This is a genomic window from Bradyrhizobium sp. WCU1, from assembly GCF_053474805.1.
The window spans coordinates 2,046,314-2,066,985 of record NZ_CM130280.1 but is presented as its reverse complement, the minus strand read 5'-3'; the positions used below and the strand labels follow the sequence as shown (position 1 = coordinate 2,066,985).

Here is a 20,672-nt window from a genome sequence, read left to right as displayed (position 1 = left end):
GTCGCCGTCTCAGCCCTCGAACAGCACGAAGGCCGCCCACACGCTGGCGTCGCGGGCGCCGGCGACCTTGCCGTCGCGCGCATCGCGCCGGGTCTGGCGCAGCGCATCGGAATAGGTCAGGCCCTCGGCGAGGTGCTCGTAGAAGCGCAAGGCGAAGTTCGCGGTGCCTTCGTCGGCGACCGGCCACAGCGTCAGCAGCGCGCGGCGCGCGCCGGCAATGCCGAGCGCGGTCGGCAGGCCGCGCAGCCCGCTGACGAAGCTCTCGTCGCCGCGGCCGGTCTCGCAGGCCGACAGCACCAGCAGATCGAGCCCGGAGAGGTCCCAGTCCATCAGTTCAAAGGCGTAGAGATAGCCGTCCTTGTCGTCGCGCAGCGGCCAGCGGCTGTCGCCGGCGCCCGACAGCACGATGCCGCTCTGCCACAGCGTGTCGAGGCCAGAGGCGGTGCTGTCGTGATAGAAACCGTGGGTCGCCAGATGCGCGATGCGGGCCTTGCCGATCGCCTCGCGCAGCACGCCTTCGCTGACGCCGCGTCCGCTCAGCATCTCGACCGGCGCGCCGCGCGCGCGGGCGAGCTTTGCGATCGCCTCGATCTCGGTCCGGGTCGCCGGCAGCTGCATCGGCCCCGGAACGCCGTATTCGATGCCGCCGGCGAGCAGCATCGCGCCCTGCTTGTCGAGCGTCTCGCGCGCGTGGATCGCAATCAGCGCATCGGGGCTGGTCAGCATCCGGATCGCGAACTTGTCCTCCAGCAGGCCGCCGTCAGCGTCGGGCAACAGCGAGAACGGCACCGCAAACAGGAAGCCGTCCGGCACCACATAGAGCGTGGTCTTGTCCTTCAGCATTGCCTCCAGCGGCGCGAACAGCCGCGCGTGCAGGTTCTGGAAGCGGCCCTTGGTGTCGAGTGCTCTTTCGTCGAGATCAGGCGCGGTGGCCTGCATCGTCCGCAGCCGCGCGATCTCGGTCCGCACGCTGGTGTCGACCATCTTGCCGGGATCGCCGAGATCGACGACGCGCGGCTCGCTTTGCGCGGTCTCGACGATGGCGTAGAGCAAGGTCGCCGCCAGCGGGTCCTTCGATTGCCGGTCCGCCTTCCATTGCCGCGTGATGAAGTAGTTGACGACGGCTTCCCGCGGGGCGAGCAGCTGCGCGGGACGGATCGGATCTTGCGGCAGCTTCGCGCCGATCGCATCGAGCCGCTTGTTCAGCGCCTTCTCGGCTGCGTCCTGCCGATGCCACACCGATCGCGCCCAGTCGTCGATATTGCCCGACGAGAACAGCTCCTGCTTTTCGCCATTGAGTCGCAGCGCCGCACGCACCAGCGCCGCGGTCTCCTCGTCCTTGCCGGCCACTTCAGTCTCGAACCGGCGCAGCGCGGTGGCGTCGCCGCCGCCGAGCGTCTTCCAGCGCAGCACGGCGGCGGCAAAGGCAGGCTGCGCCACGGCCGCGCCGGCCCCGGTGGCGAAGCGGCCGAACGCGAACAAGAGATGATCGGCGTGGGCGCGGATCGCTTCGGCGACTGCGCGGTCGCCGGCCGTGCCGACCTCGCGTTTCATCCATTCGAACATCTCGCGGTCGAGCGCGGTGAAGTTCTGCACCGCACGGTTCGGATCGGTGGCAATCAAGGCCACCGCGATGCCGAGCTTGATCTCGAACGAGATCGGATGCTGCGCGGTGAAGGCGCGGGTCGAGATCGCCAGCGCGGTTTCGCGCAGCCGCATGCCCGCACCTCGCTCGCCGCGCGCCTCGCGCTTGCCGGCAGCCAGCACCGCGGCCTTGATGCGCAGGAAGTCCGCGAAATTCTCCTCATTGGCGACGATCGCCTCCAGCCGCTCCAGATCGGCTTGCGATGTCGGCGCGTCGCCGGCGGCGAGCATGTCGGTGTAGAACAGCCAGGCGTCGGCCTGTCCGGCAAAGCTCGGGTCCTTCGGCGCCATAGCGACCGCGATGGCGCGATGGCGGCGGAAATAGCGGCGGGCGTCGTCGAAGCGGCCGAGATTGAGGAAATCCTGGCCGGCATTGTTGACCGTCACCAGCGTGTTGAGATGGTTCTCGCCATAGTGCTTGGCACGCTTCTCGATCGCGAACAGATCGAGCTCGAGCGCCTTCGCCGGCGCGCCGATCTCGCGCAGCATGTCCGCATAATTGTTGGCGAGTTTCCAGGTGGTGCGATGGTCGGGGCCCAGTGCCTTCTCGGAGCGCTCGAAATTATGCCGGCCCAGATTGGTCGCTGATGCCGCCGACCCGTTGGCCGACAGCGCCACCGCGAGTTTGTCATTGGCGATCAGTGATTCCTCGGAGCCTTCGCCCCAATAGGCGTTGAAGGCCGCGATTCCCTTCATATAGAGCGGAACCGCTTCCGCGATCCTGGCGTGATCGGACAGCAGGATGGCGTATTCCAGCAGCACGTCGGCATTGCCGGGCGGCGACTGCGCCGCCGCCTTGCTCTGGAACGCGCGCACGAACAGCTTCTCGGCGAGGTCGTCGCGCTTGACCGCGCGCAGCGCGGCGGTCGCGTCGTAATACTGCTCCATCACGAACTGCGCGTCGTCGAGCCTGTCGGCGGCGTCGAGCGCGGCATTGAGTTGCACGGCGCCGGCGTCGATCCTGCCGCCGCGCGTCAGCGCGATGGCATTCTTCATCTGCGCGGTGACCGCCTGCGTGCTGCCGGCACCTTGTGCCGGCGTACGTTTGGCGCGGGCATTCTGCGCGGCTGCACTGTCGATCGGCCCGGTCAGTGTGGCGCCAAGCGCAAGGATGATACCGAGCGACACGGCAACCCTGCGCGCGCATGCGAAGCGTCCGGCGGTCGTCATCGGCAGCACATCCTCATTCCAGAATTCGTCACCGGATGGCGTTCCCCAAATGACGTCGTCGTTGCAGCCAGCATGCCCGGCTTTAGTGGCGCACCTTTGCATGAACAAGACCGGTGAGCGGCGGCGCGCCGGTGGAACCGGTTGACCGGGCCGGTGCCTTCTTGGTCGCAGCCGGCGCCTCCGGCGTTCACACGCGCGCCGAGATGCACCCGTGTCGCGCGTCCGCTTCTTGCATGCCAGCGGCATGATCAAGCCATCGGATGATGTTACCGCTTGCGGACGCACTTTCCCGGCAACCGCCTTTCGCTTCGACGCCGAAACGCGCCGGTGCCGAAAGCATTGATTTTTCTGACCTTCGTCACTTGCATCATCCCCACCGATTCGCGTATGAGGCGCATCCTTAGCTCCATACAACTTTTTTCTTGAGAGCCGATCCCCGATGTCCAACGCCACAAGCGACGCCAACAAGGCGCTCGTGCTCGCGCATTACGACGCCGTGATCAATCGTCTCGATCCCGATGCGATCCGCGCTCAGCTGGCATCCGATTTCTTCGACCATGCGGCGGGCAAGCGGATGAGCGCCGAGGAGGTGATCGCGTATGCGACCGGCATGCACGAGGCCTTCGCCGATCTTTCGGCGGTGGCCGAATGTCTGGTGGCCGAGCGCGACATCGTCGCCGGCCGTTTCGTCTGGCGGGGCCGGCACCGCAGCCCCTGGCGCGGCATTGCCCCGTCCGGTCGCCATGTCGAATTCCGCGGCATGACGTTCTGGCGGATTCACGACCGCAAGATCTGCGAGCGCTGGGCCGAGATCGACTTTGCAGGTCTGGAGCGGCAGCTCAGGGATTGAGGGAAATCTGCACAACTCCGCCGCGCTGCGACCGTGATCGGCCGCCACCGTCCGCGGCGTGCATCACAGGATAACAAGCCAGGCCAAACCGATCGCGAGCGCCGCGGCCAACTGGCCGCCGCTGCGCCGCTTCATCGCCGCCGAACATCGCCTCGGCCTGGTGATGGCGCAGCGCCGCTGGACCGCGGGGCTTTACGAATTCCTTCGCTTCGGCGTCAAGCAGGCCTGGGCCTGCCTGTTCGGCGGCATCGCGGTGGCGCTGATGATCGGCACCTGGCGCTTCTATCCGCCGGACGCTCTGCTCGCGCGCTATGACTTCCTGTTTCTCTGCATGCTCGCCGTCCAGGTCGCGCTGCTGGCCGGAAAGCTCGAGACCTGGGAGGAGGCCCGGGTCGTCCTGATCTACCATGTCGTCGGCACCGCGATGGAAGTCTTCAAGACCTCCGTCGGCTCCTGGATCTATCCGGAGCCCAGCATCTTCCACATCGGCGGCGTGCCGCTGTTCTCCGGCTTCATGTATTCCTGCATCGGCAGCTACATCTGCCGCTGCTGGCGGCTGTTCGATTTCCGTTTTGTCCAGCATCCGCGCCGGCTCGGCCTGATCGCTCTCAGCGTCGCGATCTATGTCAACTTCTTCAGCCATCATTACGTCATCGACCTGCGCTGGGGGCTGTTCGCCTGGGCGATCTGGCTGTTCGGCCGCGCAAGCATCCATTTCAAGGTCTGGACCCGTTATCGCTCGATGCCGCTGCTGCTCGGCCTCGTGCTGGTGTCGCTGTTCATCTGGTTCACGGAAAACATCGGCACCTTCACCAAGACCTGGCTCTATCCCTCGCAGCGGCTCGGCTGGTCGATGGTCGGAATCGAGAAGCTCGGCTCCTGGTTCCTGCTCCTGATCATCAGCTACACGCTGGTGAGTCTGGTCAATCCGCCGCAGAAGTGGAGGGGCAAGAATGCCGGTGCGGGTGTGCGGTCGCGCGATGACGCGACCGTGGACAGAATGTCAGTGCCGACGCTTTGACTGTCGCGTTTGCTCCATGGCATGATCGGCCATTCGAAGCAGGAGGGATTGTTGCATGCTCAGGTGTCGTTTGGCGGTCTTCTTCGGCGCCTTGCTGCTTGCCACCCCCTCCTACGCCGCCCGCTGCGGCGGCAGTTTTCCGGCCTTCGTGCAGTCGTTCTCGCAGGAGGCGGCCGCGGCCGGCATCCAGCAGGATGTGATCTCGCAGGCGCTCGGCGGGGTGCAGCAGGATGGCGGGGTGCTCGCCTTCGACCGGCGGCAGCGCTACACCTTCAACAAGACCTTCGAGCAGTATGTCGCAACCCGCGTCGGCTCGGGGCGCATCAATGGCGGCCGCGCCATGCTGCAGCGGCACGCGGCGCTATTGTCAAAGATCGAGCAGCAATACGGCGTGCCGCGCCAGATCCTGGTTGCGATCTGGGGGCTGGAGACCGATTTCGGCAAGGGCGACATGGGCAAGCTGCCGGTGTTCCGCGTGCTCGCCACGCTGGCGCATGATTGCCGCCGCACCGACCTGTTCCAGGGCGAGCTGCTCGCCGCGCTCAAGATCCTGCAGCGCGGCGATCTGCGTCTGAACGACATGATCGGCGCCTATGCCGGCGAGATCGGCCAGACCCAATTCCTGCCGTCGTCCTACATCAAGTACGGCGTCGATTTCGACGGCGACGGCCATGTCGATCTGCGCCACTCGGTGCCCGACGTGCTGGCCTCGACCGCGAACCTGTTGCACTCGAACGGCTTCAAGATGGGCGCGCCCTATGGCGAAGGCAGCGCCAATTTCGAAGCGATGCGCGAGTGGAACAGGGCGGTGATCTATCGCAAGACGATCGGGTATTTTGCCGATCAACTCGTGGGGCGGTGACCACGTCGCATCCATGTTCGTCATTCCGGGATGCGCCGATAGGCGCAGGCCCGGAATCCATCGGGCCGCGTCACGTGTTGAGGAATGGATTCCGGGCTCTCGCTGCGCGAGCCCCGGAATGACGAACTGAGAGTTCGAGGCCATGGAAACCATCGGCAGCCAAAAGATCTGGTCGTTCTTCGATCGCCGGGGATGCCATGTCGCGAAGAGCTCTGCGGTGCGGGAGGGGCCGGGGCATCGCGTCGGCTCTTATATCGAGCTCGCCACCAAGATCGCCGAGCTGCAGTTCCTCAACCGTGATCATGTGCTGCTGTTTCGCGGCCAGGGCGCGGATCACCGCAATATCAAGAACAACTCGTCGCTAAAGCCGTCGCTGTTCCGCGGCGGCCGCGGCAATCCCGATCGCGAAACACTGGTGACGCGGTTCGAGGTGCTGCGTCGCGCCGAACAGATCCTGGTTGCCGAATACGCCAGGGCAAAACTGCTCGGGCTCGAGCGGCTGAAGCGGCATCGCATCCTGCGTTGGTCGATCCTGCAGCATTACGAGGTCTGCACCACGCCGCTGCTCGACGTCACCCATTCGATCCGGATCGCGGCCTCGTTTGCTTCGCTGGCGGAAACCGCGACCGCGTTCCTCTATGTCCTCGGCGTGCCGAATCTGAGCGGCGCCATCACGGCGAGCGCGGAGGCGGGCCTGCAGATCGTGCGGTTGTCCAGCGTCTGCCCGCCGGCCGCGGTGCGGCCGCATATCCAGGAGGGCTATCTGCTCGGCGAATACCCTGAGATATCCGGCACCGACGAGCGGGAGAACTATTTCCCCTACGAGATGGATTTCGGCCGGCGGTTGGTCGCAAAATTCTCGTTCGCGCCGGCGTCGTTCTGGAAGAACGACAATTTCCCGCAGGTGAGGAAGAGCGCGCTCTATCCGTCGGAGCAGAACGATCCGCTGTTTCAGCTGGCGCTCGGGGTGAAGAAGCAGCTGGGCGGATGATCGCGATTCATCCCGTTGTCATTCTCCGATGCGCAATTGCGCGTCTGCGGGCGCGCGTAGCGCGAACCCGGAATCCATTTTTCCTCGGAATGTACGGCCCGACGGACTCCGGGTTCTCGCTTACGCGAGCCCCGGAATGACGGATGGATGTCGTCCCGGGCTTGACCCGGACCCAAAACCACGACTGCCCGTCGTGCCTGACGCTGTGGCCTCAGCTTGCTCACCAACGCAACCCTGTGGTTATGGGTCCTGGCTTTCGCCGTGACGACGACGAGAGATTGCGTGCAATCACCTCGCCGCATCGCGCGCCATCCGCTTTGCCGCCGTCTTCTCCATCTGCCGCTGCAGCATCTTCCAATACGTTCCAGGCCGGAAACGTTGCAGCAGGTCCATGAACACGGCGTCCTTGCCGATCAGGATGCGCGGCTGGTTTTTCTCGATGCCGGTGATGATGCGTTGCGCGGCCGCGGCCGGTGTGGTCCTGGCCAGCGCATCGAAACGCTCGATCGACTCGGCGCGACGAGCATTGTCGGTGATCCCGGCGCCGGTTCGCGAGTTGCGCGCGATGTTGGTGGCGACGCCGCCGGGATGCACCACGGAGAGTTTCACCGGGCTACCCGCCACCGCCAGTTCGTGGCGCAGGCTCTCCGAGAAGCCGCGCACCGCGAACTTGGCCGCGCAATAGGCGCTCTGGCCGGGCGGAGCGATGATGCCGAAGATCGAGGAGATATTGACGATATGCGCCTCGCGGCGCTGCGACAGCAGCGGCAGGAAGGCGCGGGTGCCGTGCACCACGCCCCAGAAATTGATGTTGAACAGCCATTCCATCTGCCCCTGCTCGATCTCATCGAACTGGCCGAGCAGGGCGACGCCGGCATTGTTGATGACGATGTTGAGCGTCGGATGCGCGGCGCCGGCGGCCGCCGCGAATGCCGTGATCTGGTCCGGCTCGCTGACGTCGAGCCGATGCACCGTGACCTTGCGCGGGCTCGCTTTCGCGATCTCGGCGGCGGTGGCCTGCAGGCCGGCCTCGTCGCGATCGGCGAGCGCGAGATCACAGCCGCGCAGCGCCAGTTCATGCGCGAGCGCGCGGCCGATGCCGCTGGCCGCGCCGGTCACGGCGGCGGCGGATCCTGAGATCGCGGTCATGTCAGGTCAGCTCCATCTCGACGAGGGGGACGTGGTTGCCGTGCCGGAACACGGATTTCCGCGCTTTTCTCAAATTGGAACCGAACCATCCAGGGATTTTAGGCATTTGATCTATGCTCGTTCTCAAAACTGCGATCAATAAGGGAGGCCCAGCCATGGGACAGTCGAGGCCCTGTCGTGCGAAGGCCCTGGTTGTCGAAGACGACCCGATGCAGCGGGAGATGATAGGCCTGCTGCTCGAGGAAAGTGATTTCGACGTGATCTTCTGCGCGAGTGCGGAGGCCGCGGAATTGGTGCTGCGGGGCGATGGCGACACTGTCGTGTTGATGATGACGGATGTCGAGCTGGCCGGCAACATGACCGGCGTGGAGCTCGCTCATGTCGCCAAGAGGTACAGACCCGATCTCGACGTGATCGTCACCTCGGGCAGGCCGTTGCGGCAGCGCCTGCCCGACGGCGCGTTGTTCTGGTCCAAGCCCTGGGCGCCGCTGGACGTGATCCGCCTCGCCGAGACCAAGGCGTCGGCGCTGTCGGGGCGCGGGTCGAGGTCGGTGTGACGGAGGTATCGGCGCGGGCGGCCGGCCGGCGGCCGCTTCCGCCGGCCCTGGCACCGTGATATTGGCGGCTGAGGCTCCGCCCCGTTGAGGATTTGAAATGACCTGGTCTTTCCTGCTGACCACGCTGATCGTGGTGGCTTCGCCCGGCACCGGCGTGCTCTACACCCTGGCGGTGGCGCTGACCCGGGGTTCGCGGGCCAGCGTGGCGGCGGCGTTCGGCTGCACGCTCGGGATCGTGCCGCAGATGATCGCGGCGATGCTGGGACTGGCCGCCATCCTGCACACCAGCGCGATGGCGTTCGCGGCGCTGAAATGGGGCGGCGTGGTCTATCTGCTCTATATGGCATGGCAGGCGCTGCGCGAGCGCGGGGCGCTTGCCGTCGACACCGAAATCAAGCCGCGCTCGAGCGGGCGGGTGATCTTGACCGCGATCCTGATCAACATCCTCAATCCAAAGCTGTCGATCTTCTTCCTGGCCTTCCTGCCGCAATTCATCGCGGTTGACGAGGCGCATCCGCTGACGCGGATGGTCGAGCTCAGCTTCGTGTTCATGGCGATGACCTTTGCGGTGTTCGCGGTCTACGGGCTGTTCGCGGCGTCGGTGCGCGACCGCGTCATCACCCGGCCGAAGGTGATGGCCTGGCTGCGCCGCAGCTTTGCCGCGGGCTTTGCCCTGCTCGGCGCCAAGCTCGCCTTCGCGGAACGCTAACCCCGCTTCGCCCCGCGATACCGGCAATAAAAAAGCAGGCCTGCGCCTGCTGCGTTACCCCGTCTACGGGGGGCTATTGATTTCGACCGATTGATTTCGGCCGGTCGACTTGAGGCCGGTCACGGACCGGATGCCCGGGCAGGGCAAGAGCCGCTACCCGGGCTGGAATTGGTTACTTCTTGGCGGCCTTCTTCTTGGTGGCCTTTTTCGCCTTCGCCTTCTTCGCCTTCTTCGCTTTCTTAGCCATAGTATCCTCTCAAGGTTTCATGGATTGAACGCGACTCCGAGGCATGCTTGGCGGAGGGCCAGCCTCGCAACATCCTCAGTATCAAACTCAGCAGATTCGGAGGCGGCTGCCGCGTGCTGTCACGGTGCCGTCATCGTGTTATCCACAGCTGTTACGTGTTTTCGCCAGTTTTTCGCCAGCGTATGCGTGTCGCGCATCGCGGCGGTCATGCTTAACGATGCGCAAACGGCCGACGCGCGGTTCTTCATCAATTCAAAACCACAGCACGGATTGCCGCGCGGCGGTGAGGGTCCGTTAAGCCGCGCGGCCTCATCCTCGCCGCCAAGACAACGCGGATTGTCGTTGGGAGAAACGCCTTAAGGGGTGGCGGTCATTTCAGGGGAGGCGGGGCCGATACGGGTCTCGAACAGGGGCGATGTTGAGCGTTCCGACGCTTTGGACGGTATTCATTATCAATTTTCTCGCGCTCGGCCTGATCTGGGCCTATGTCGCGCACAGCTATCCGGCTTTCGGCGCCGCGCGGCTCTGGACCGCGTCAGCCTTCGTCGCCTCCGCCGGCGCCGCCTGCGCGATGCTCCGCGTGATGCTGACGGACTCGCTGCTGCCGCTGCTGGCGGCGGGGACGCTCATGGTGTTCGCCGCCGGCCTTGCCGCGATGGGCATCAAGCGCTTCTACGGCAAGCCGGTGGGCTGGCGCAGGACCGCGCTGTCCACCGCATTCGCGTTCGCTGGCCTCGGCGTCTTCATCTTTGCCTATGACAGCCTGCAGATGCGCATCCTGGTCTACACCGTCGCCCAGGTCATGCCGTTTGTGCTGACGCTGAAGCTGTTGCTGTCGCCCGAGAACGGGCGCGTCAGCCCCGGCGCGCGGCTTGCCGGCGTCGTCGCCTCGGTGCTGATCGGCATCTATGCGCTGCGCCTGGTCGGCGCCCTGCTGCAGCCCGGCGAATACTCCTTCGTTCGCTTCAATGCCGGCCAGTCGCTGGTGATCCTGCTAATGGTGTTCCTGTCGATGGCGCTCAATTTCGGCTTCCTGCTGATGTCGATCGACCGGCTACGCAACGAGGTCGCCGACCTCGCGCTGCTCGACGATCTCACCGGCGTCGGCAACCGCCGCCATCTGCTGCAGCGCCTGACCGAGGAATGCGCGCGCTCCGACCGCAACGGCGAGGCGTTCGCGCTGCTGGTGATCGACCTCGACGGCTTCAAGGGCATCAACGACACCCATGGCCACGCCGCGGGCGATGCCTGCCTGCAGCACTTCACGCTGATGGCGCAGACGAGGCTCCGCCCGGGCGACATGCTGGCCCGCACCGGCGGCGACGAGTTCTGCATCGTGCTGCCGTCCTCGACGCTGCGCGAGGGCGCGATGATCGCCCGCCGCGTGCTGGAGGTCTGCCGCGCCGACGCCGAGCAGTGCACCGGCCCTGACATTCCGATCGCGGTTTCGATCGGCGTCGCACAGTGGACCCGCGAAATCGGCATGCATCCCGACCGCCTGATCGCCGCCGCCGACCACGCGCTGTACGACGCCAAGAAGGGCGGCAAGAACGGCTATGCGACCTACGAGCCGAAGCTGCCGCCCGAGATGATCGATGCGCTGGAGGCGAGCCTGCGCCAGCGCGCCTGAGTGTGCTAACGAGGGACGCCACTGGATTCCATCGTCATGATGCATCGCCTGCTCGCCGCGCTGCTTGCCCTCGTGATCTCCTCCGCCGCCTTGGCCGAAACCTCCGATCTCGCCGTCATAGCGCGATCGCAGGGGGCGCCCGAGATTCCTGGGTTGAAGATGGTGTGGCTGTCGCCGTGGGGTGACGTCGCCAAGGCGCACCCCTGGCGCAACATCATCGTGCACCAGACCGAGGGGCCGCAGGGCTCGGCACGCTATGGCGCGCAAGCGCAGCACAAGAATCCGACAAGGCGCGGCGTCATGGTCTGGGTCGAAACCGACGGCACGGTCTATTGGGCGGTCGCCGAGAACCTCGTTCCGACCCACACCGACGGCGCCGATCGCAACGACAACAAATACATCGACAACAGCAAGACGTATCGCCAGGTCAACAAGGACAGCTCGATCGGCGTCGAGTTCGCCGGCAATTATCCTGACGTCACCAAGGGGCCGACCGACGCGCAGATCGCGGCCTGGCGGGTCCTGGTGAAGGTGCTGCGCGCGCGTTACGGCATTCCGCTGGAGCGCGTCTATGCCCACAACTGGATCGACTTCAAGGACGCCCGCTATTGCGAAGGCTGCGCGCTCGCGACCATGGCGCGGGAGTGGGGCGAGTAGGGGCAGGCTCCGTCAAGTCTGCGGCGCCTGCGTTCGTGGATGGAGCGTCTTGCGGATACCGCCGCCACGCACCCGAGCTAGCCCATTGAATGCTTCTCGAGCGCAGTCGCGAGCCTTTCCAGGGCGACGTTTCTGCGGCGCATTTCGACGATATGTTGTTCGCAGATCTCAACTGCCGTCCGGCCGGACGACCCTCTACGTCCACGAATGCTTGTCCGGTAACAAATCCAGACCCATGCCGCTGGAAGGAGAATGATGGCGAGCCATGCCAGCGCGAGCCCCAGACTCAAATCGGCGATGGCGCGACGGAAGTCGCCCTTGGTGAGGTACGCAACGGCGCGACTGTTGTAGGCGTCCGTGTAGTTCGGATCGAGCGCGATCGCCGCACTACAGTCGGCGATGGCGCGATCGAGGTCACCTTTCGTCCTGTAGACCAGGGACCGAGTGTAATAGGCGACCGCATATTTCGGATAGAGCGCGATCACCCGGTCGTAGTCGGCGATGGCGCGATCAAGATCGCCTTTGACCTGGTAAGCGTATCCGCGGTTGAGGTAGGCGTCCGCATAGTTCGGATAGAGCGCGATCGCCTCATTGCAGTCGGCGATGACGCGATCGAAGTCACCTTTCGCCCTGTATGCAAGGGCCCGATTATAGTAGGCGATCGCGTAGTCCGGATCGAGTGCGATCACCCGGTCGTAGTCGGCGGTGGCGCGATCGGGATCGCCCTTGGCCAGGTAGGCGTTGCCTCGGGCGGTGAGGGCGGCTTTGTTGTTCGGATCGAGCCGGATGCCGTCGCTAAAGTCCGCGATGGCATGGTCGTTGTCACCTTTGGCTTGATAGGCGTAGCCGCGCTCGCGGTACCCTACCCGCTTTCCATAGTCCGACAGACCGCCCTCGAAGGCCCGGTCAACGTCCGCTATCGCCCGGTCGTAGTCGCGCCGTTGATTGTAGAGCTGCGACCGGTTGAGCAGTGCGCCAACGGCTTCCGGGTCAATCCGGATCGCCTCGGTGTAGTCCTTGAAGGCGTGGTCGACACGATCGGCGAAGTTTGTCCACGACCAGGCGTAACCGCGCGCATTATACAGGTTGGAAAGATCTCGGCCATTGTACGCTCCGTCTTCGATCGCGCGTGTGCAGGGGGCGATGGTCGCGGCAGCGTTTTCCTTCGATCCATTCAGACAGTCCTGTCGGTCGTCGGCTGCCGCCGGCCGGCTGACGGAGGCGGCTGCCGCGAATGCCAACGCAAACAGCCAGACATGCGCAGAGGTCCTTGAACGCATACGCCCCTTCTCCCGCGATGCCGCAGTGCTCGAGCTAACCCGGAGAATGCTTTTCCAAAGCCGCCGCGATCCGCTCCAACAGGGCGTTGGTGCGCTGGGATTCGACGACCTGCTGCTCGCAGAGGTCAACCCAACTGGCCCCGGATGATCCGCGCCCATGCCTGCGCGAGAGCCATATCCAGACGCCTATCAATGCGATGAATGGCAGCCAGGACACGATCAGACTGACCAGCCAGGAAGGAGAACCACCGCCGGTCTTGCTCATGAGCGTAAAGCAAACGACGAGAGCTCCGACGAGTGCGATCCACGAGGCAGCTAGCAGAAACCAAGAGCGAGGCTTGGTCATTCCGGTCACGTTGGTTCCCACGGTTGATTCAATGAAGCCCATGCTATCATTGGTTGATAGACGTTTCCCATGCCGTGGCGCATGCATGTCGCAACGTGGTTAGTCATTCCTTTGCAAGATGCCCAGCCACCATGAGCCTCACGCGAACATTCGTCGTCAGACGAAGCGGTCGGTGCGCGTCCAAGCTAGATCGAGGTGCGCGCCAAAGCATCACGCCAAAAATCCAGCTCCGTAGGATGGGTGGAGCGAAGCGATGCCCATCAATCTTCTGCCGCGCGGTGGGAAGGTGGGTATCGTTGCGCTCCACCGTTCTGCACACTATTCATTTCGATCCATCGACATCGCCACGGCCGCTGACACCAGCGCAGCCCGTGCTATGGCTTGACAGTTAAGGAGATCGACTGTGGTAACCAGACCAAGCGGACGCGGCGTGTGCTGCATGCAGCCGCGGTAGGCCTTATTGTCGATGTGGCTTGCTCGCCTGCATCGGCAGACAAGACGATCTATTACACTGACAGTTGCGTGGAACGGGAAAGCGGTGACATCGGCGGCTATGTTGTCATCGTCTCGGACGCCAATCCTCTCCCGGTGATCAAACTCAGTTGGTCTGAAGGCGCACTGAAGCAGCCCGTCGCCGCTAAAGTCACTAGCTACGATCGACGGGCAGGCCAATTATCATTTTCGGTTTCGATTGAATGGGATGAAGGTAAGACGCGCGATATTCGGTTGCGACGGCAAAGTGACGATTGACGGGATGACAGGCACGTTTGCGGTGCCGTGGGAGAATGTCCGGAAAGCCGTAGAACTCAAGGTCCGGTCGCGCAAAGCTGCATTTGAACCGACGACGACTTGCCGATCGAGTTGAGGATGGGGGCAACGAAGCCATACCGATCAACCTCGTGCTGCGCGATGGGATGATAGGTATCGCCGACAACCGCCCGACCCAGCCAGCCGACCTCAAGCGTTTCCCTGCAGGAAGGCTCCGACCCTCTCGAGCCGCCTTACGGGATCGAGGGTCGCGAGCAGCGCCTGCTTGTCCGGGATGGAAAGCTCGATATGCGATGCAATCATGTCGGCGAGCCGGCCAGCATCGCGGACCCGTTCGAACGGCGGCTTGATTTGCGGCTCACGCGGATAACCTCGCTTGATTGCGTCTCGAAACGAATGGGCCATGAAATACGCTTTGATTGAAAGGATCAGGTACGGCACATCCGGAGCAGGCTGTTCGTCGAGATCATCGACCTCGGCGACATAGCTGTCCGCCTCTCCGACGAAGTCTTTGATCATGGTGCGCCGATGGATTTGGGTCAGCGCCTTCCATCTGCCATCGGCCAGTTGGTCCAGGGTCAGGACGCTGCCGAGAACACCGACGTCATAGATGTCGCCAAGTCCGGGCTCGTCGATGTCGGCGCTTCTCTGGATCGCGACGACGATCGGCCGCGCACCTTGAAAGGCCCGTGCAAGCGCCTGAATGGCCTTGGTGCTGCGGGTGTAAAGCGGCGCGATCTCGCCGGGGAACGGCACGAAATCCCGGATTGGCATGGCGGGATGGCGTCCCGCCTCCGTGGCGTGTGTTGTGGCTGCGGCCAACGATCCGTCACGGCTCGCCTGGATCTCCGCCGAGAGCGTGTTCCAGTCGGCGACGCCGAGCATTCTTGAAACCAGTTCCAGGCTCTCGCCGTGGCTGATGCTGACCGTTTTGGCAGTCAGCGAGGCGCGCAAGGTGCGGGCCATGGCCTTTGCATCGCGAAAATCGCGCATGACTTCGTCCTTTGACTAGGAGCGAACCAGGCGTGCCAGGCGGTTGCGTTGCTGACCCGGTCGCTCGGGCAAAGGAAAGCCAATCAAGGGCTCGATACGTTCACCGTTCCCGTGAGGGTGCAACCAGCAGGTCGTATCAACCGTCACAAAATCTCACCTGGAGGCGGCTTGGTGTCAATCATCTATCGCGCTGCGCGGTGAGAGGATGGGGTATCGCGGAGTTTATCATCGGGCCGCGCGTTGCGCGGACCCGTTGGCTACCCCCCATTCTTCAGCCAAAACAAAAAAGCCGGCGTTGCCGCCGGCTTTCGTGTCTGTTGGCTCGTTCGCCGCGATTAGTGCGCGGCTTCGAGAGCTGCTTCCTGGCGGGCGATCGTGCCCTTGACGGCCGACTGCACCTTTTCGAAGGCGCGGACCTCGATCTGCCGCACGCGCTCGCGCGACACGCCGAACTCGGCGGCGAGGTCTTCCAGCGTCATCGGCTCATCCGCCAGACGGCGCGCCTCGAAGATGCGGCGTTCGCGCGGGTTGAGCACGCCGATCGCACCATTGAGGGCCTGCCGGCGATGATCGAACTCCTCGCTCTCGGCCATCAAGGCTTCGGCGTTGGGCGAGTTGTCGACCAGCCAGTCCTGCCATTCGCCGGCTTCGCCGTCGTCGCGGATCGGGGCGTTGAGCGACGCGTCACCGCCGAGGCGGCGGTTCATGTCGACCACGTCCTGATCGGTCACGCCGAGGCGCTTGGCAATCAGCTTGACCTGGTCGGGGTGGAGATCACCCTCTTCCAGAGCCGAGATCTTGCTCTTGGCCTTGCGCAGGTTGAAGAACAGCTTCTTCTGGTTCGCGGTGGTGCCCATCTTCACGAGCGACCAGGAACGCAGAATGTACTCTTGTATTGACGCCTTGATCCACCACATGGCGTAAGTGGCGAGACGGAAGCCCTTCTCGGGTTCGAATCGCTTCACCGCCTGCATCAGGCCGACATTGCCTTCCGAGACGACCTCGGAGATCGGCAAGCCGTAGCCGCGATAGCCCATGGCAATCTTTGCCACGAGCCTGAGGTGGCTGGTGACAAGCTTATGCGCCGCGTCGCGATCATCATGCTCGCGCCAACGCTTGGCGAGCATGTACTCCTGCTGGGGCTCCAGCATGGGGAACTTGCGGATCTCGGCGAGGTAACGTGAAAGGCCGGATTCTCCATTGAGAACCGGCAACGTAGCTGTACGGGCCATTCGAGCGCCCTCCAGTGGTTCAGGCCCCCGATAGCGGCGGGCCCGGCAGGTGGCCGCTGGGTTAAAGCCGGCCACGCTGCGATGTTCCGCGCTGGATATTCAGCGCAGGTGCAACATACACTAAACGGTCCGTGATAGGGAAGGATTGCTGACGTCACGTCCCCGTGTGCCAGCTATAACGTGTTGTCATAGCTAGGCTTTTCCGGAGGGGGTGCGTCATACCGCCGCTGCCAGCGCCCTCTGCAGGAGAAGCAAATCCTCCGGCAGGGGCGCCTCCCAGTGCAAAAGTTCCCCGGTGCGGGGGTGTTCCAAAGCCAGCAGATAGGCGTGGAGGGCCTGCCGGTCGAGGGCGGTAAGTGCGTCTTTACCTTCCGGCCCGAGGTGGCCGGCCTTGGTCTTGAAGTGCGGGCCGTAGACGGCATCGCCCATCAGGGGATGGCCGAGATGGGCGAGGTGGACCCGGATCTGATGGGTCCGCCCGGTCTCGAGCCGGCAGGCCAGCAGCGAGGCGACCGGCTTGCCGTCACGGCCGGCAAAGCTCGTCAGCACCTCGAAATGGGTGATCGCCTCGCGGCCGCCCTGGCGCACCGCCATCTTCTCGCGGGCGTGCGGGTGGCGGTCGATCGGCGCGTCGATGGTGCCGTGCGGCCGGTTCGGCACGCCCCAGGCGAACGCCATGTAGCCGCGCTCCATCGGGCCGGTGCGGCCGTGGTCGGCGAATTGCGCGGTCAGCGACTGGTGGGCGTGGTCGTTCTTGGCGACCACCATCAGGCCCGTGGTGTCCTTGTCGAGCCGGTGCACGATGCCCGGCCGATTGACCCCGCCGATCCCGGACAGGCTCGAGCCGCAATGGGAGATCAGGGCGTTGACCAGTGTTCCCGTGGCGTGGCCGGCCGCCGGATGCACGACCAGGCCCCTGGGCTTGTCGATGACGATGATGTCGTCGTCCTCGTACACGATATCGAGCGCGATATCCTCGCCCTTCGGCTCGGCGGGCGCGGCCTCCGGCACGTCGATTATGATCGTATCGCCACTGGCGACATGATAAGCGGGGTCGCGGACGACGGCGTCCTTGACGGTCACGGAACCGGCGAGGATCAGCGCCTTCAGCCGGGACCGCGACAGCTCCGGAGTGCGCTGTGCGAGCACGCGGTCAAGCCGGGCCGAGCCCTCGTCGCCCGCGACGATGACCTCCAGCTTCCGACCGCCATTCGAAGAGACCTGCTGCGAAGTAACTTGCAAAGATATAGAGCCTTGTGATGACCGACACCGCTGTGACCGAACCGACCCCCGACCAGGCCGCGCTGATCGCGCGGGTGCGGCGCATGATGCTGATCGCTGGCCTGACCTCGGCACTGGCCGTGGCGGTCGTGTTGATCGCCATCGGCTACCGCCTTTATCGCAGCGAGGGAAGCCCTGTTTCGGTCTCCGATGTCACTGCTGCGCTGCCGAAGGGCGCCCGCATCGTCGCAACTGCCGTCGCCGGCGACCGGCTGCTGCTGACGCTTGATATAGGCGGTGCAACAGAGATCCGCACATTTGATGCAAAGACGCTGAAACCTGCCGGCAGGCTGAGCTTCGTCAACGAGCCCTGATGCTCGCAATCGCGAAGCCGCGTGCTCGATCAACCAAAAGCTGCATAGCATAGTCTGCATAGTTTTTGCGCCAGCGTTCGCGCATCGAGAAGGCGTGCCGCCATCTTTTCGGCCGAGTTGCACGTTCAGCTTGCGCCATGTCGCAACCCAACCCCAGCGCTTCCATCGAACAGTCCGGTGAATCCGATGCAGTGGGGTCGTGCAACGGTCCGACGCGCCGCGCGGTGTTGACCGCGATCGCGGGCTGCGCGTGTCTCGCCGCGATCGAGCCTGCAGCCGCCGACGATGAAGATCAGCCCGGCGCCAGTGAGCGACCGCAAAAAGCCGATCAGCTGGTGCGCGCCGAAGGCGACAAGGCCGGACAGGTCATCAAGTCGGATGATCTGACCTTGGGCGGGCCGCCGATTCGCGCCTGGCCGCAGGACCCGAAGACCTCGGTCGTCCGCAAGGGCTCGCGGCTCAACGAGGTCGTACTCGTCAAGCTCGATCCGAGCGAACTGGACGACGCCACGCGTGCGCGTGCCCCTGACGGCATCGTCTGCTACTCCGTCATCTGCTCGCATGCCGGATGCCCGATCACCGCCTGGGTGAAGGAAAATCAGGGCGACAAGAACGTTCTGAAATGTCTCTGTCACAACTCCGAATACGATCCGCGACAGGATGCGCAGGTCGTGTTCGGGCCGGCGCCACGTCGCCTCGCGGCATTGCCGCTGACGGTGGCCGACGGCGCGATCACGGTCGCAGCGCCATTCGTCGGAAAGGTGGGTGCTCAGCAGGGAGGATGAGGCCACATCGAGATATCTGCATGACCTAAAAAACAAAACAGAGCAGAGCAGGGAGGTAGCATCTCATGACAAGCAAGCAGTGGTTATTGTCGAGTTGTGTCGCATTCACGTGCCTCGTGTCGACCTACGCCGTCGCAGGGCCGATCGAAAACTACAGTTCGGTGACGTCTGCGCGTCTCGAAAATCCCGAACCCGGCAACTGGATGCTCTATCGCCGGACCTATGACGGACAGGGCTTCAGTCCGCTCAACCAGATCAACACATCCAACGTCAAGGACCTCAAGCCGGTCTGGACCTTCTCGACCGGCGTGATCGAAGGCCATGAGGCGCCGCCGATCGTCAACAACGGCGTGATGTTCGTTGCGACCCCGATGGGGCAGGTGATCGCGCTCAACGCCAAGACCGGCGAAGAGTACTGGCGCTACAAGCGGCAGCTCCCCGACGATCTGTTCCAGCTGCATCCGACCAGCCGCGGCGTCGGCCTGTGGGAGGACAAGCTCTATCTCGCGACCACGGACGACCACGTCGTCGCGCTGGACGCCAAGACCGGCAAGGTGGTCTGGGACACCAAGGTCCAGGACTACAAGAAGGGTCAGTACATGACGCTGATGCCGCTCACCGTCGACGGCAAGGTGATCGTCGGCGGCTCCGGCGGCGAGTTCGGCGTGCGCGGCTATGTCGCCGCGTTCGACGCCAACAGCGGCAAGGAGCTGTGGCGCACCTTCACCATCCCCGGCGAGGGCGAGCCCGGCCACGAGACCTGGAGCGGCGACGACTGGAAGTCGGGCGGCGGATCGGCCTGGATGACCGGCACCTACGACAAGGACACCAAGACGGTCTATTGGGGCGTCGGCAACGCCGCGCCGTGGCCCGGCTCGATGCATCCCGGCGACAACCTCTATACCAGCTCGGTGCTGGCGCTCGATCCCGACACCGGCAAGATCAAGACCCACTTCCAGTATCACCAGAACGATTCCTGGGACTGGGACGAGGTCGATGCGCCGATGCTGATCGACATGCAGCGCGACGGAAAGTCGTTCAAGAGCTTGGTGCATCCCGGCCGCGATGCGATCTTCTGGGTGCTCGAACGCAAGGCGGACAAGATCAACTACGTTGCCGGCTGGCCATTCGTGAAGACCAATGTCTGGAAGGGTGTCGAGGCCGAGACCGGCCGTCCGATCCTCGATCCCGACCACAAGCCGGTGCTCGGCAAGCGAGTCGAGTTCTGCCCGTCGCTGTGGGGCGGCAAGGACTGGCCATCGGCGTCCTATAGCCCGAACACCAAGCTGGTCTACGTTCCCGCCAACGAGAACTTCTGCGGCGGTTTCACCGGCGAGAAGCAACCGCTGGTTCCCGGCCAGCTCTGGCTCGGCACCAAGCCGGAGGACATCGGGCTGATCCCCGCGCCGAATGCCGATCATTTCGGCGAGTTGCAGGCGTGGGATCCGGCCACCGGCAAGAAGGTCTGGCAGCACGACTACAAGACGTCGCAGCTGTTCGGTGCGGTGACGGCGACCGCGGGCGATCTGGTTCTCGCCGGCGGCACCAACGACCGCGCCTTCCGCATCTTCAACGCCAAGACCGGCGAGCTGTTGTGGGAGCAGAAGACCAACTCCGGCATCATGGCGATGCCGATGTCCTATGAGGTCGACGGCACGCAGTACATCGCAGTCCAGTCGGGCTGGGGCGTCGACGCGCAGCGCATCCAGGACGCGCTGGCCGGCAAGGTCAAGGGCTTCGAGAACAACGTCCCGCAAGGCGGCGTGATCTGGGTGTTCGCGCTCGACAAGAAGTAGCGCGGGGTCCACGGATAGGGGGCGATGCGATCGGGAAGCGGCGGTTGGGGAGACCGGCCGCTTCCCGGTCCGCCCGTTCGGCTATTTTCCCTTCTCGTCGACCTTCCGCTTCTCGTCGTCGTTCATCTTCTTGATCGTCGGATCACGACTGGCCTCACCGGTGGTTTGGTCGGTGGTCGATGGTGGGCCGTTGCTCGGAACCGAGGTCTGGTCGGGCAGCACCCTGGCCGGACGCGTTGCCGTTGTGCTCGGCGGCGAAGCTGTTTGTGCGAAAGCCTGCGCTGCAAAAAGAAAGACGCCCGCGAACAAGGCTGCCGCGAGCGTCCCGATTGTTTGAGGTGGGGTTCTCATCGATCTGCTCCAGTGGACCGATGAGAACGACCCGTCTCG

20 protein-coding genes are annotated in these 20,672 nt (G+C 64.3%); 12 read left to right on the top strand and 8 right to left on the bottom strand.

The features are described 5' to 3' along the window. Window positions 1-9: 9 nt before the first annotated feature. Window positions 10-2,814, bottom strand: a complete 2,805-nt coding sequence (locus tag ACTUWL_RS09390) for a CHAT domain-containing protein (protein ID WP_021077387.1) — start codon at window positions 2,812-2,814, stop codon at window positions 10-12. 439 nt (window positions 2,815-3,253) lie between these two features. On the opposite strand from ACTUWL_RS09390, the gene ACTUWL_RS09385 reads away from it, so the two are divergent. The 4 genes from ACTUWL_RS09385 to ACTUWL_RS09370 all read left to right on the top strand — a co-directional run bounded on the left by ACTUWL_RS09385 (window position 3,254) and on the right by ACTUWL_RS09370 (window position 6,538). Continuing rightward, on the top strand, window positions 3,254-3,664 hold the full coding sequence (locus ACTUWL_RS09385) for an ester cyclase (protein WP_021077388.1): 411 nt from the start codon (window positions 3,254-3,256) through the stop codon (window positions 3,662-3,664). 58 nt (window positions 3,665-3,722) lie between these two features. Then, window positions 3,723-4,685, top strand: a complete 963-nt coding sequence (locus ACTUWL_RS09380; RefSeq protein WP_021077389.1) for a DUF817 domain-containing protein — start codon at window positions 3,723-3,725, stop codon at window positions 4,683-4,685. 55 nt (window positions 4,686-4,740) lie between these two features. Next, window positions 4,741-5,547, top strand: coding sequence for a lytic murein transglycosylase (locus ACTUWL_RS09375; RefSeq protein ID WP_021077390.1), 807 nt, complete (start codon window positions 4,741-4,743; stop codon window positions 5,545-5,547). A gap of 142 nt (window positions 5,548-5,689) precedes the next feature. Next, window positions 5,690-6,538 carry an FRG domain-containing protein gene (locus ACTUWL_RS09370; protein ID WP_021077391.1) on the top strand — a complete coding sequence of 283 codons (849 nt, stop codon included), beginning with the start codon at window positions 5,690-5,692 and terminating at the stop codon, window positions 6,536-6,538. A 288-nt stretch (window positions 6,539-6,826) separates the two neighbouring features. On the opposite strand, the gene ACTUWL_RS09365 is transcribed toward ACTUWL_RS09370, so the two are convergent. Next, complete coding sequence (locus tag ACTUWL_RS09365; protein ID WP_021077392.1) at window positions 6,827-7,687, bottom strand: SDR family NAD(P)-dependent oxidoreductase; 861 nt, start codon at window positions 7,685-7,687, stop codon at window positions 6,827-6,829. Between the two features lie 155 nt (window positions 7,688-7,842). On the opposite strand from ACTUWL_RS09365, the gene ACTUWL_RS09360 reads away from it, so the two are divergent. The 4 genes from ACTUWL_RS09360 (at window position 7,843) to ACTUWL_RS09345 (ending at window position 11,487) form a co-directional block, all read left to right on the top strand. Further along, on the top strand, window positions 7,843-8,244 hold the full coding sequence (locus tag ACTUWL_RS09360) for a response regulator (RefSeq protein WP_021077394.1): 402 nt from the start codon (window positions 7,843-7,845) through the stop codon (window positions 8,242-8,244). A gap of 97 nt (window positions 8,245-8,341) precedes the next feature. Beyond that, window positions 8,342-8,953, top strand: a complete 612-nt coding sequence (locus ACTUWL_RS09355; protein ID WP_021077395.1) for a LysE family translocator — start codon at window positions 8,342-8,344, stop codon at window positions 8,951-8,953. A 662-nt stretch (window positions 8,954-9,615) separates the two neighbouring features. Then, on the top strand, window positions 9,616-10,830 hold the full coding sequence (locus ACTUWL_RS09350; protein ID WP_021077396.1) for a GGDEF domain-containing protein: 1,215 nt from the start codon (window positions 9,616-9,618) through the stop codon (window positions 10,828-10,830). A gap of 36 nt (window positions 10,831-10,866) precedes the next feature. Next, a complete protein-coding gene (locus ACTUWL_RS09345; RefSeq protein WP_021077397.1) occupies window positions 10,867-11,487 on the top strand; it encodes a peptidoglycan recognition protein family protein in 621 nt (206 codons plus the stop codon). Between the two features lie 77 nt (window positions 11,488-11,564). On the opposite strand, the gene ACTUWL_RS09340 is transcribed toward ACTUWL_RS09345, so the two are convergent. Together ACTUWL_RS09340 and ACTUWL_RS09335 are read right to left on the bottom strand one after the other, a co-directional pair. Next, on the bottom strand, window positions 11,565-12,767 hold the full coding sequence (locus tag ACTUWL_RS09340; protein WP_021077398.1) for a tetratricopeptide repeat protein: 1,203 nt from the start codon (window positions 12,765-12,767) through the stop codon (window positions 11,565-11,567). Window positions 12,768-12,801: 34 nt separating this feature from the next. Then, complete coding sequence (locus ACTUWL_RS09335) at window positions 12,802-13,155, bottom strand: hypothetical protein (RefSeq protein ID WP_021077399.1); 354 nt, start codon at window positions 13,153-13,155, stop codon at window positions 12,802-12,804. A gap of 339 nt (window positions 13,156-13,494) precedes the next feature. Here ACTUWL_RS09335 and ACTUWL_RS09330 point away from each other — a divergent pair, with 339 nt between their 5' ends. Beyond that, window positions 13,495-13,863 carry a hypothetical protein gene (locus ACTUWL_RS09330; protein WP_146160294.1) on the top strand — a complete coding sequence of 123 codons (369 nt, stop codon included), beginning with the start codon at window positions 13,495-13,497 and terminating at the stop codon, window positions 13,861-13,863. A gap of 207 nt (window positions 13,864-14,070) precedes the next feature. Here the strand turns inward: ACTUWL_RS09330 and ACTUWL_RS09325 are convergent, their stop codons facing one another. The 3 genes from ACTUWL_RS09325 to ACTUWL_RS09315 form a co-directional block, all read right to left on the bottom strand. After that, complete coding sequence (locus ACTUWL_RS09325; RefSeq protein WP_021077400.1) at window positions 14,071-14,874, bottom strand: LON peptidase substrate-binding domain-containing protein; 804 nt, start codon at window positions 14,872-14,874, stop codon at window positions 14,071-14,073. Window positions 14,875-15,209: 335 nt separating this feature from the next. Next, a complete protein-coding gene (gene rpoH, locus ACTUWL_RS09320; protein WP_021077401.1) occupies window positions 15,210-16,106 on the bottom strand; it encodes an RNA polymerase sigma factor RpoH in 897 nt (298 codons plus the stop codon). 216 nt (window positions 16,107-16,322) lie between these two features. Continuing rightward, the gene (locus tag ACTUWL_RS09315; RefSeq protein ID WP_035650391.1) at window positions 16,323-17,303 is read right to left on the bottom strand and encodes an RluA family pseudouridine synthase; all 981 of its coding nucleotides are present in this window, start codon (window positions 17,301-17,303) and stop codon (window positions 16,323-16,325) included. A 62-nt stretch (window positions 17,304-17,365) separates the two neighbouring features. Between ACTUWL_RS09315 and ACTUWL_RS09310 the strand changes: the two genes are divergently transcribed. The 3 genes from ACTUWL_RS09310 (at window position 17,366) to ACTUWL_RS09300 (ending at window position 20,282) form a co-directional block, all read left to right on the top strand. Next, a complete protein-coding gene (locus ACTUWL_RS09310; RefSeq protein WP_021077403.1) occupies window positions 17,366-17,701 on the top strand; it encodes a hypothetical protein in 336 nt (111 codons plus the stop codon). Window positions 17,702-17,838: 137 nt separating this feature from the next. Then, window positions 17,839-18,486, top strand: a complete 648-nt coding sequence (locus ACTUWL_RS09305; protein WP_021077404.1) for a QcrA and Rieske domain-containing protein — start codon at window positions 17,839-17,841, stop codon at window positions 18,484-18,486. 65 nt (window positions 18,487-18,551) lie between these two features. Further along, the gene (locus ACTUWL_RS09300) at window positions 18,552-20,282 is read left to right on the top strand and encodes a methanol/ethanol family PQQ-dependent dehydrogenase (RefSeq protein WP_021077405.1); all 1,731 of its coding nucleotides are present in this window, start codon (window positions 18,552-18,554) and stop codon (window positions 20,280-20,282) included. 81 nt (window positions 20,283-20,363) lie between these two features. On the opposite strand, the gene ACTUWL_RS09295 is transcribed toward ACTUWL_RS09300, so the two are convergent. Continuing rightward, entirely contained in the window at window positions 20,364-20,591 is a 228-nt protein-coding gene (locus ACTUWL_RS09295; RefSeq protein ID WP_291738414.1) for a hypothetical protein, read from the bottom strand. Window positions 20,592-20,672 lie beyond the last annotated feature (81 nt).

Excerpts from the sequence above, each read along its gene's own strand:
- rpoH (WP_021077401.1), bottom strand. The coding sequence starts at position 16,106 with ATGGCCCGTACAGCTACGTTGCCGGTTCTCAATGGAGAATCCGGCCTT.
- ACTUWL_RS09370 (WP_021077391.1), top strand. The coding sequence starts at position 5,690 with ATGGAAACCATCGGCAGCCAAAAGATCTGGTCGTTCTTCGATCGCCGG.
- ACTUWL_RS09350 (WP_021077396.1), top strand. The coding sequence starts at position 9,616 with ATGTTGAGCGTTCCGACGCTTTGGACGGTATTCATTATCAATTTTCTC.
- ACTUWL_RS09390 (WP_021077387.1), bottom strand. The coding sequence starts at position 2,814 with ATGACGACCGCCGGACGCTTCGCATGCGCGCGCAGGGTTGCCGTGTCG.
- ACTUWL_RS09325 (WP_021077400.1), bottom strand. The coding sequence starts at position 14,874 with ATGCGCGATTTTCGCGATGCAAAGGCCATGGCCCGCACCTTGCGCGCC.
- ACTUWL_RS09340 (WP_021077398.1), bottom strand. The coding sequence starts at position 12,767 with ATGCGTTCAAGGACCTCTGCGCATGTCTGGCTGTTTGCGTTGGCATTC.
- ACTUWL_RS09310 (WP_021077403.1), top strand. The coding sequence starts at position 17,366 with ATGACCGACACCGCTGTGACCGAACCGACCCCCGACCAGGCCGCGCTG.
- ACTUWL_RS09360 (WP_021077394.1), top strand. The coding sequence starts at position 7,843 with ATGGGACAGTCGAGGCCCTGTCGTGCGAAGGCCCTGGTTGTCGAAGAC.
- ACTUWL_RS09365 (WP_021077392.1), bottom strand. The coding sequence starts at position 7,687 with ATGACCGCGATCTCAGGATCCGCCGCCGCCGTGACCGGCGCGGCCAGC.
- ACTUWL_RS09355 (WP_021077395.1), top strand. The coding sequence starts at position 8,342 with ATGACCTGGTCTTTCCTGCTGACCACGCTGATCGTGGTGGCTTCGCCC.
- ACTUWL_RS09335 (WP_021077399.1), bottom strand. The coding sequence starts at position 13,155 with ATGGGCTTCATTGAATCAACCGTGGGAACCAACGTGACCGGAATGACC.
- ACTUWL_RS09345 (WP_021077397.1), top strand. The coding sequence starts at position 10,867 with ATGATGCATCGCCTGCTCGCCGCGCTGCTTGCCCTCGTGATCTCCTCC.
- ACTUWL_RS09300 (WP_021077405.1), top strand. The coding sequence starts at position 18,552 with ATGACAAGCAAGCAGTGGTTATTGTCGAGTTGTGTCGCATTCACGTGC.
- ACTUWL_RS09385 (WP_021077388.1), top strand. The coding sequence starts at position 3,254 with ATGTCCAACGCCACAAGCGACGCCAACAAGGCGCTCGTGCTCGCGCAT.
- ACTUWL_RS09305 (WP_021077404.1), top strand. The coding sequence starts at position 17,839 with ATGTCGCAACCCAACCCCAGCGCTTCCATCGAACAGTCCGGTGAATCC.
- ACTUWL_RS09375 (WP_021077390.1), top strand. The coding sequence starts at position 4,741 with ATGCTCAGGTGTCGTTTGGCGGTCTTCTTCGGCGCCTTGCTGCTTGCC.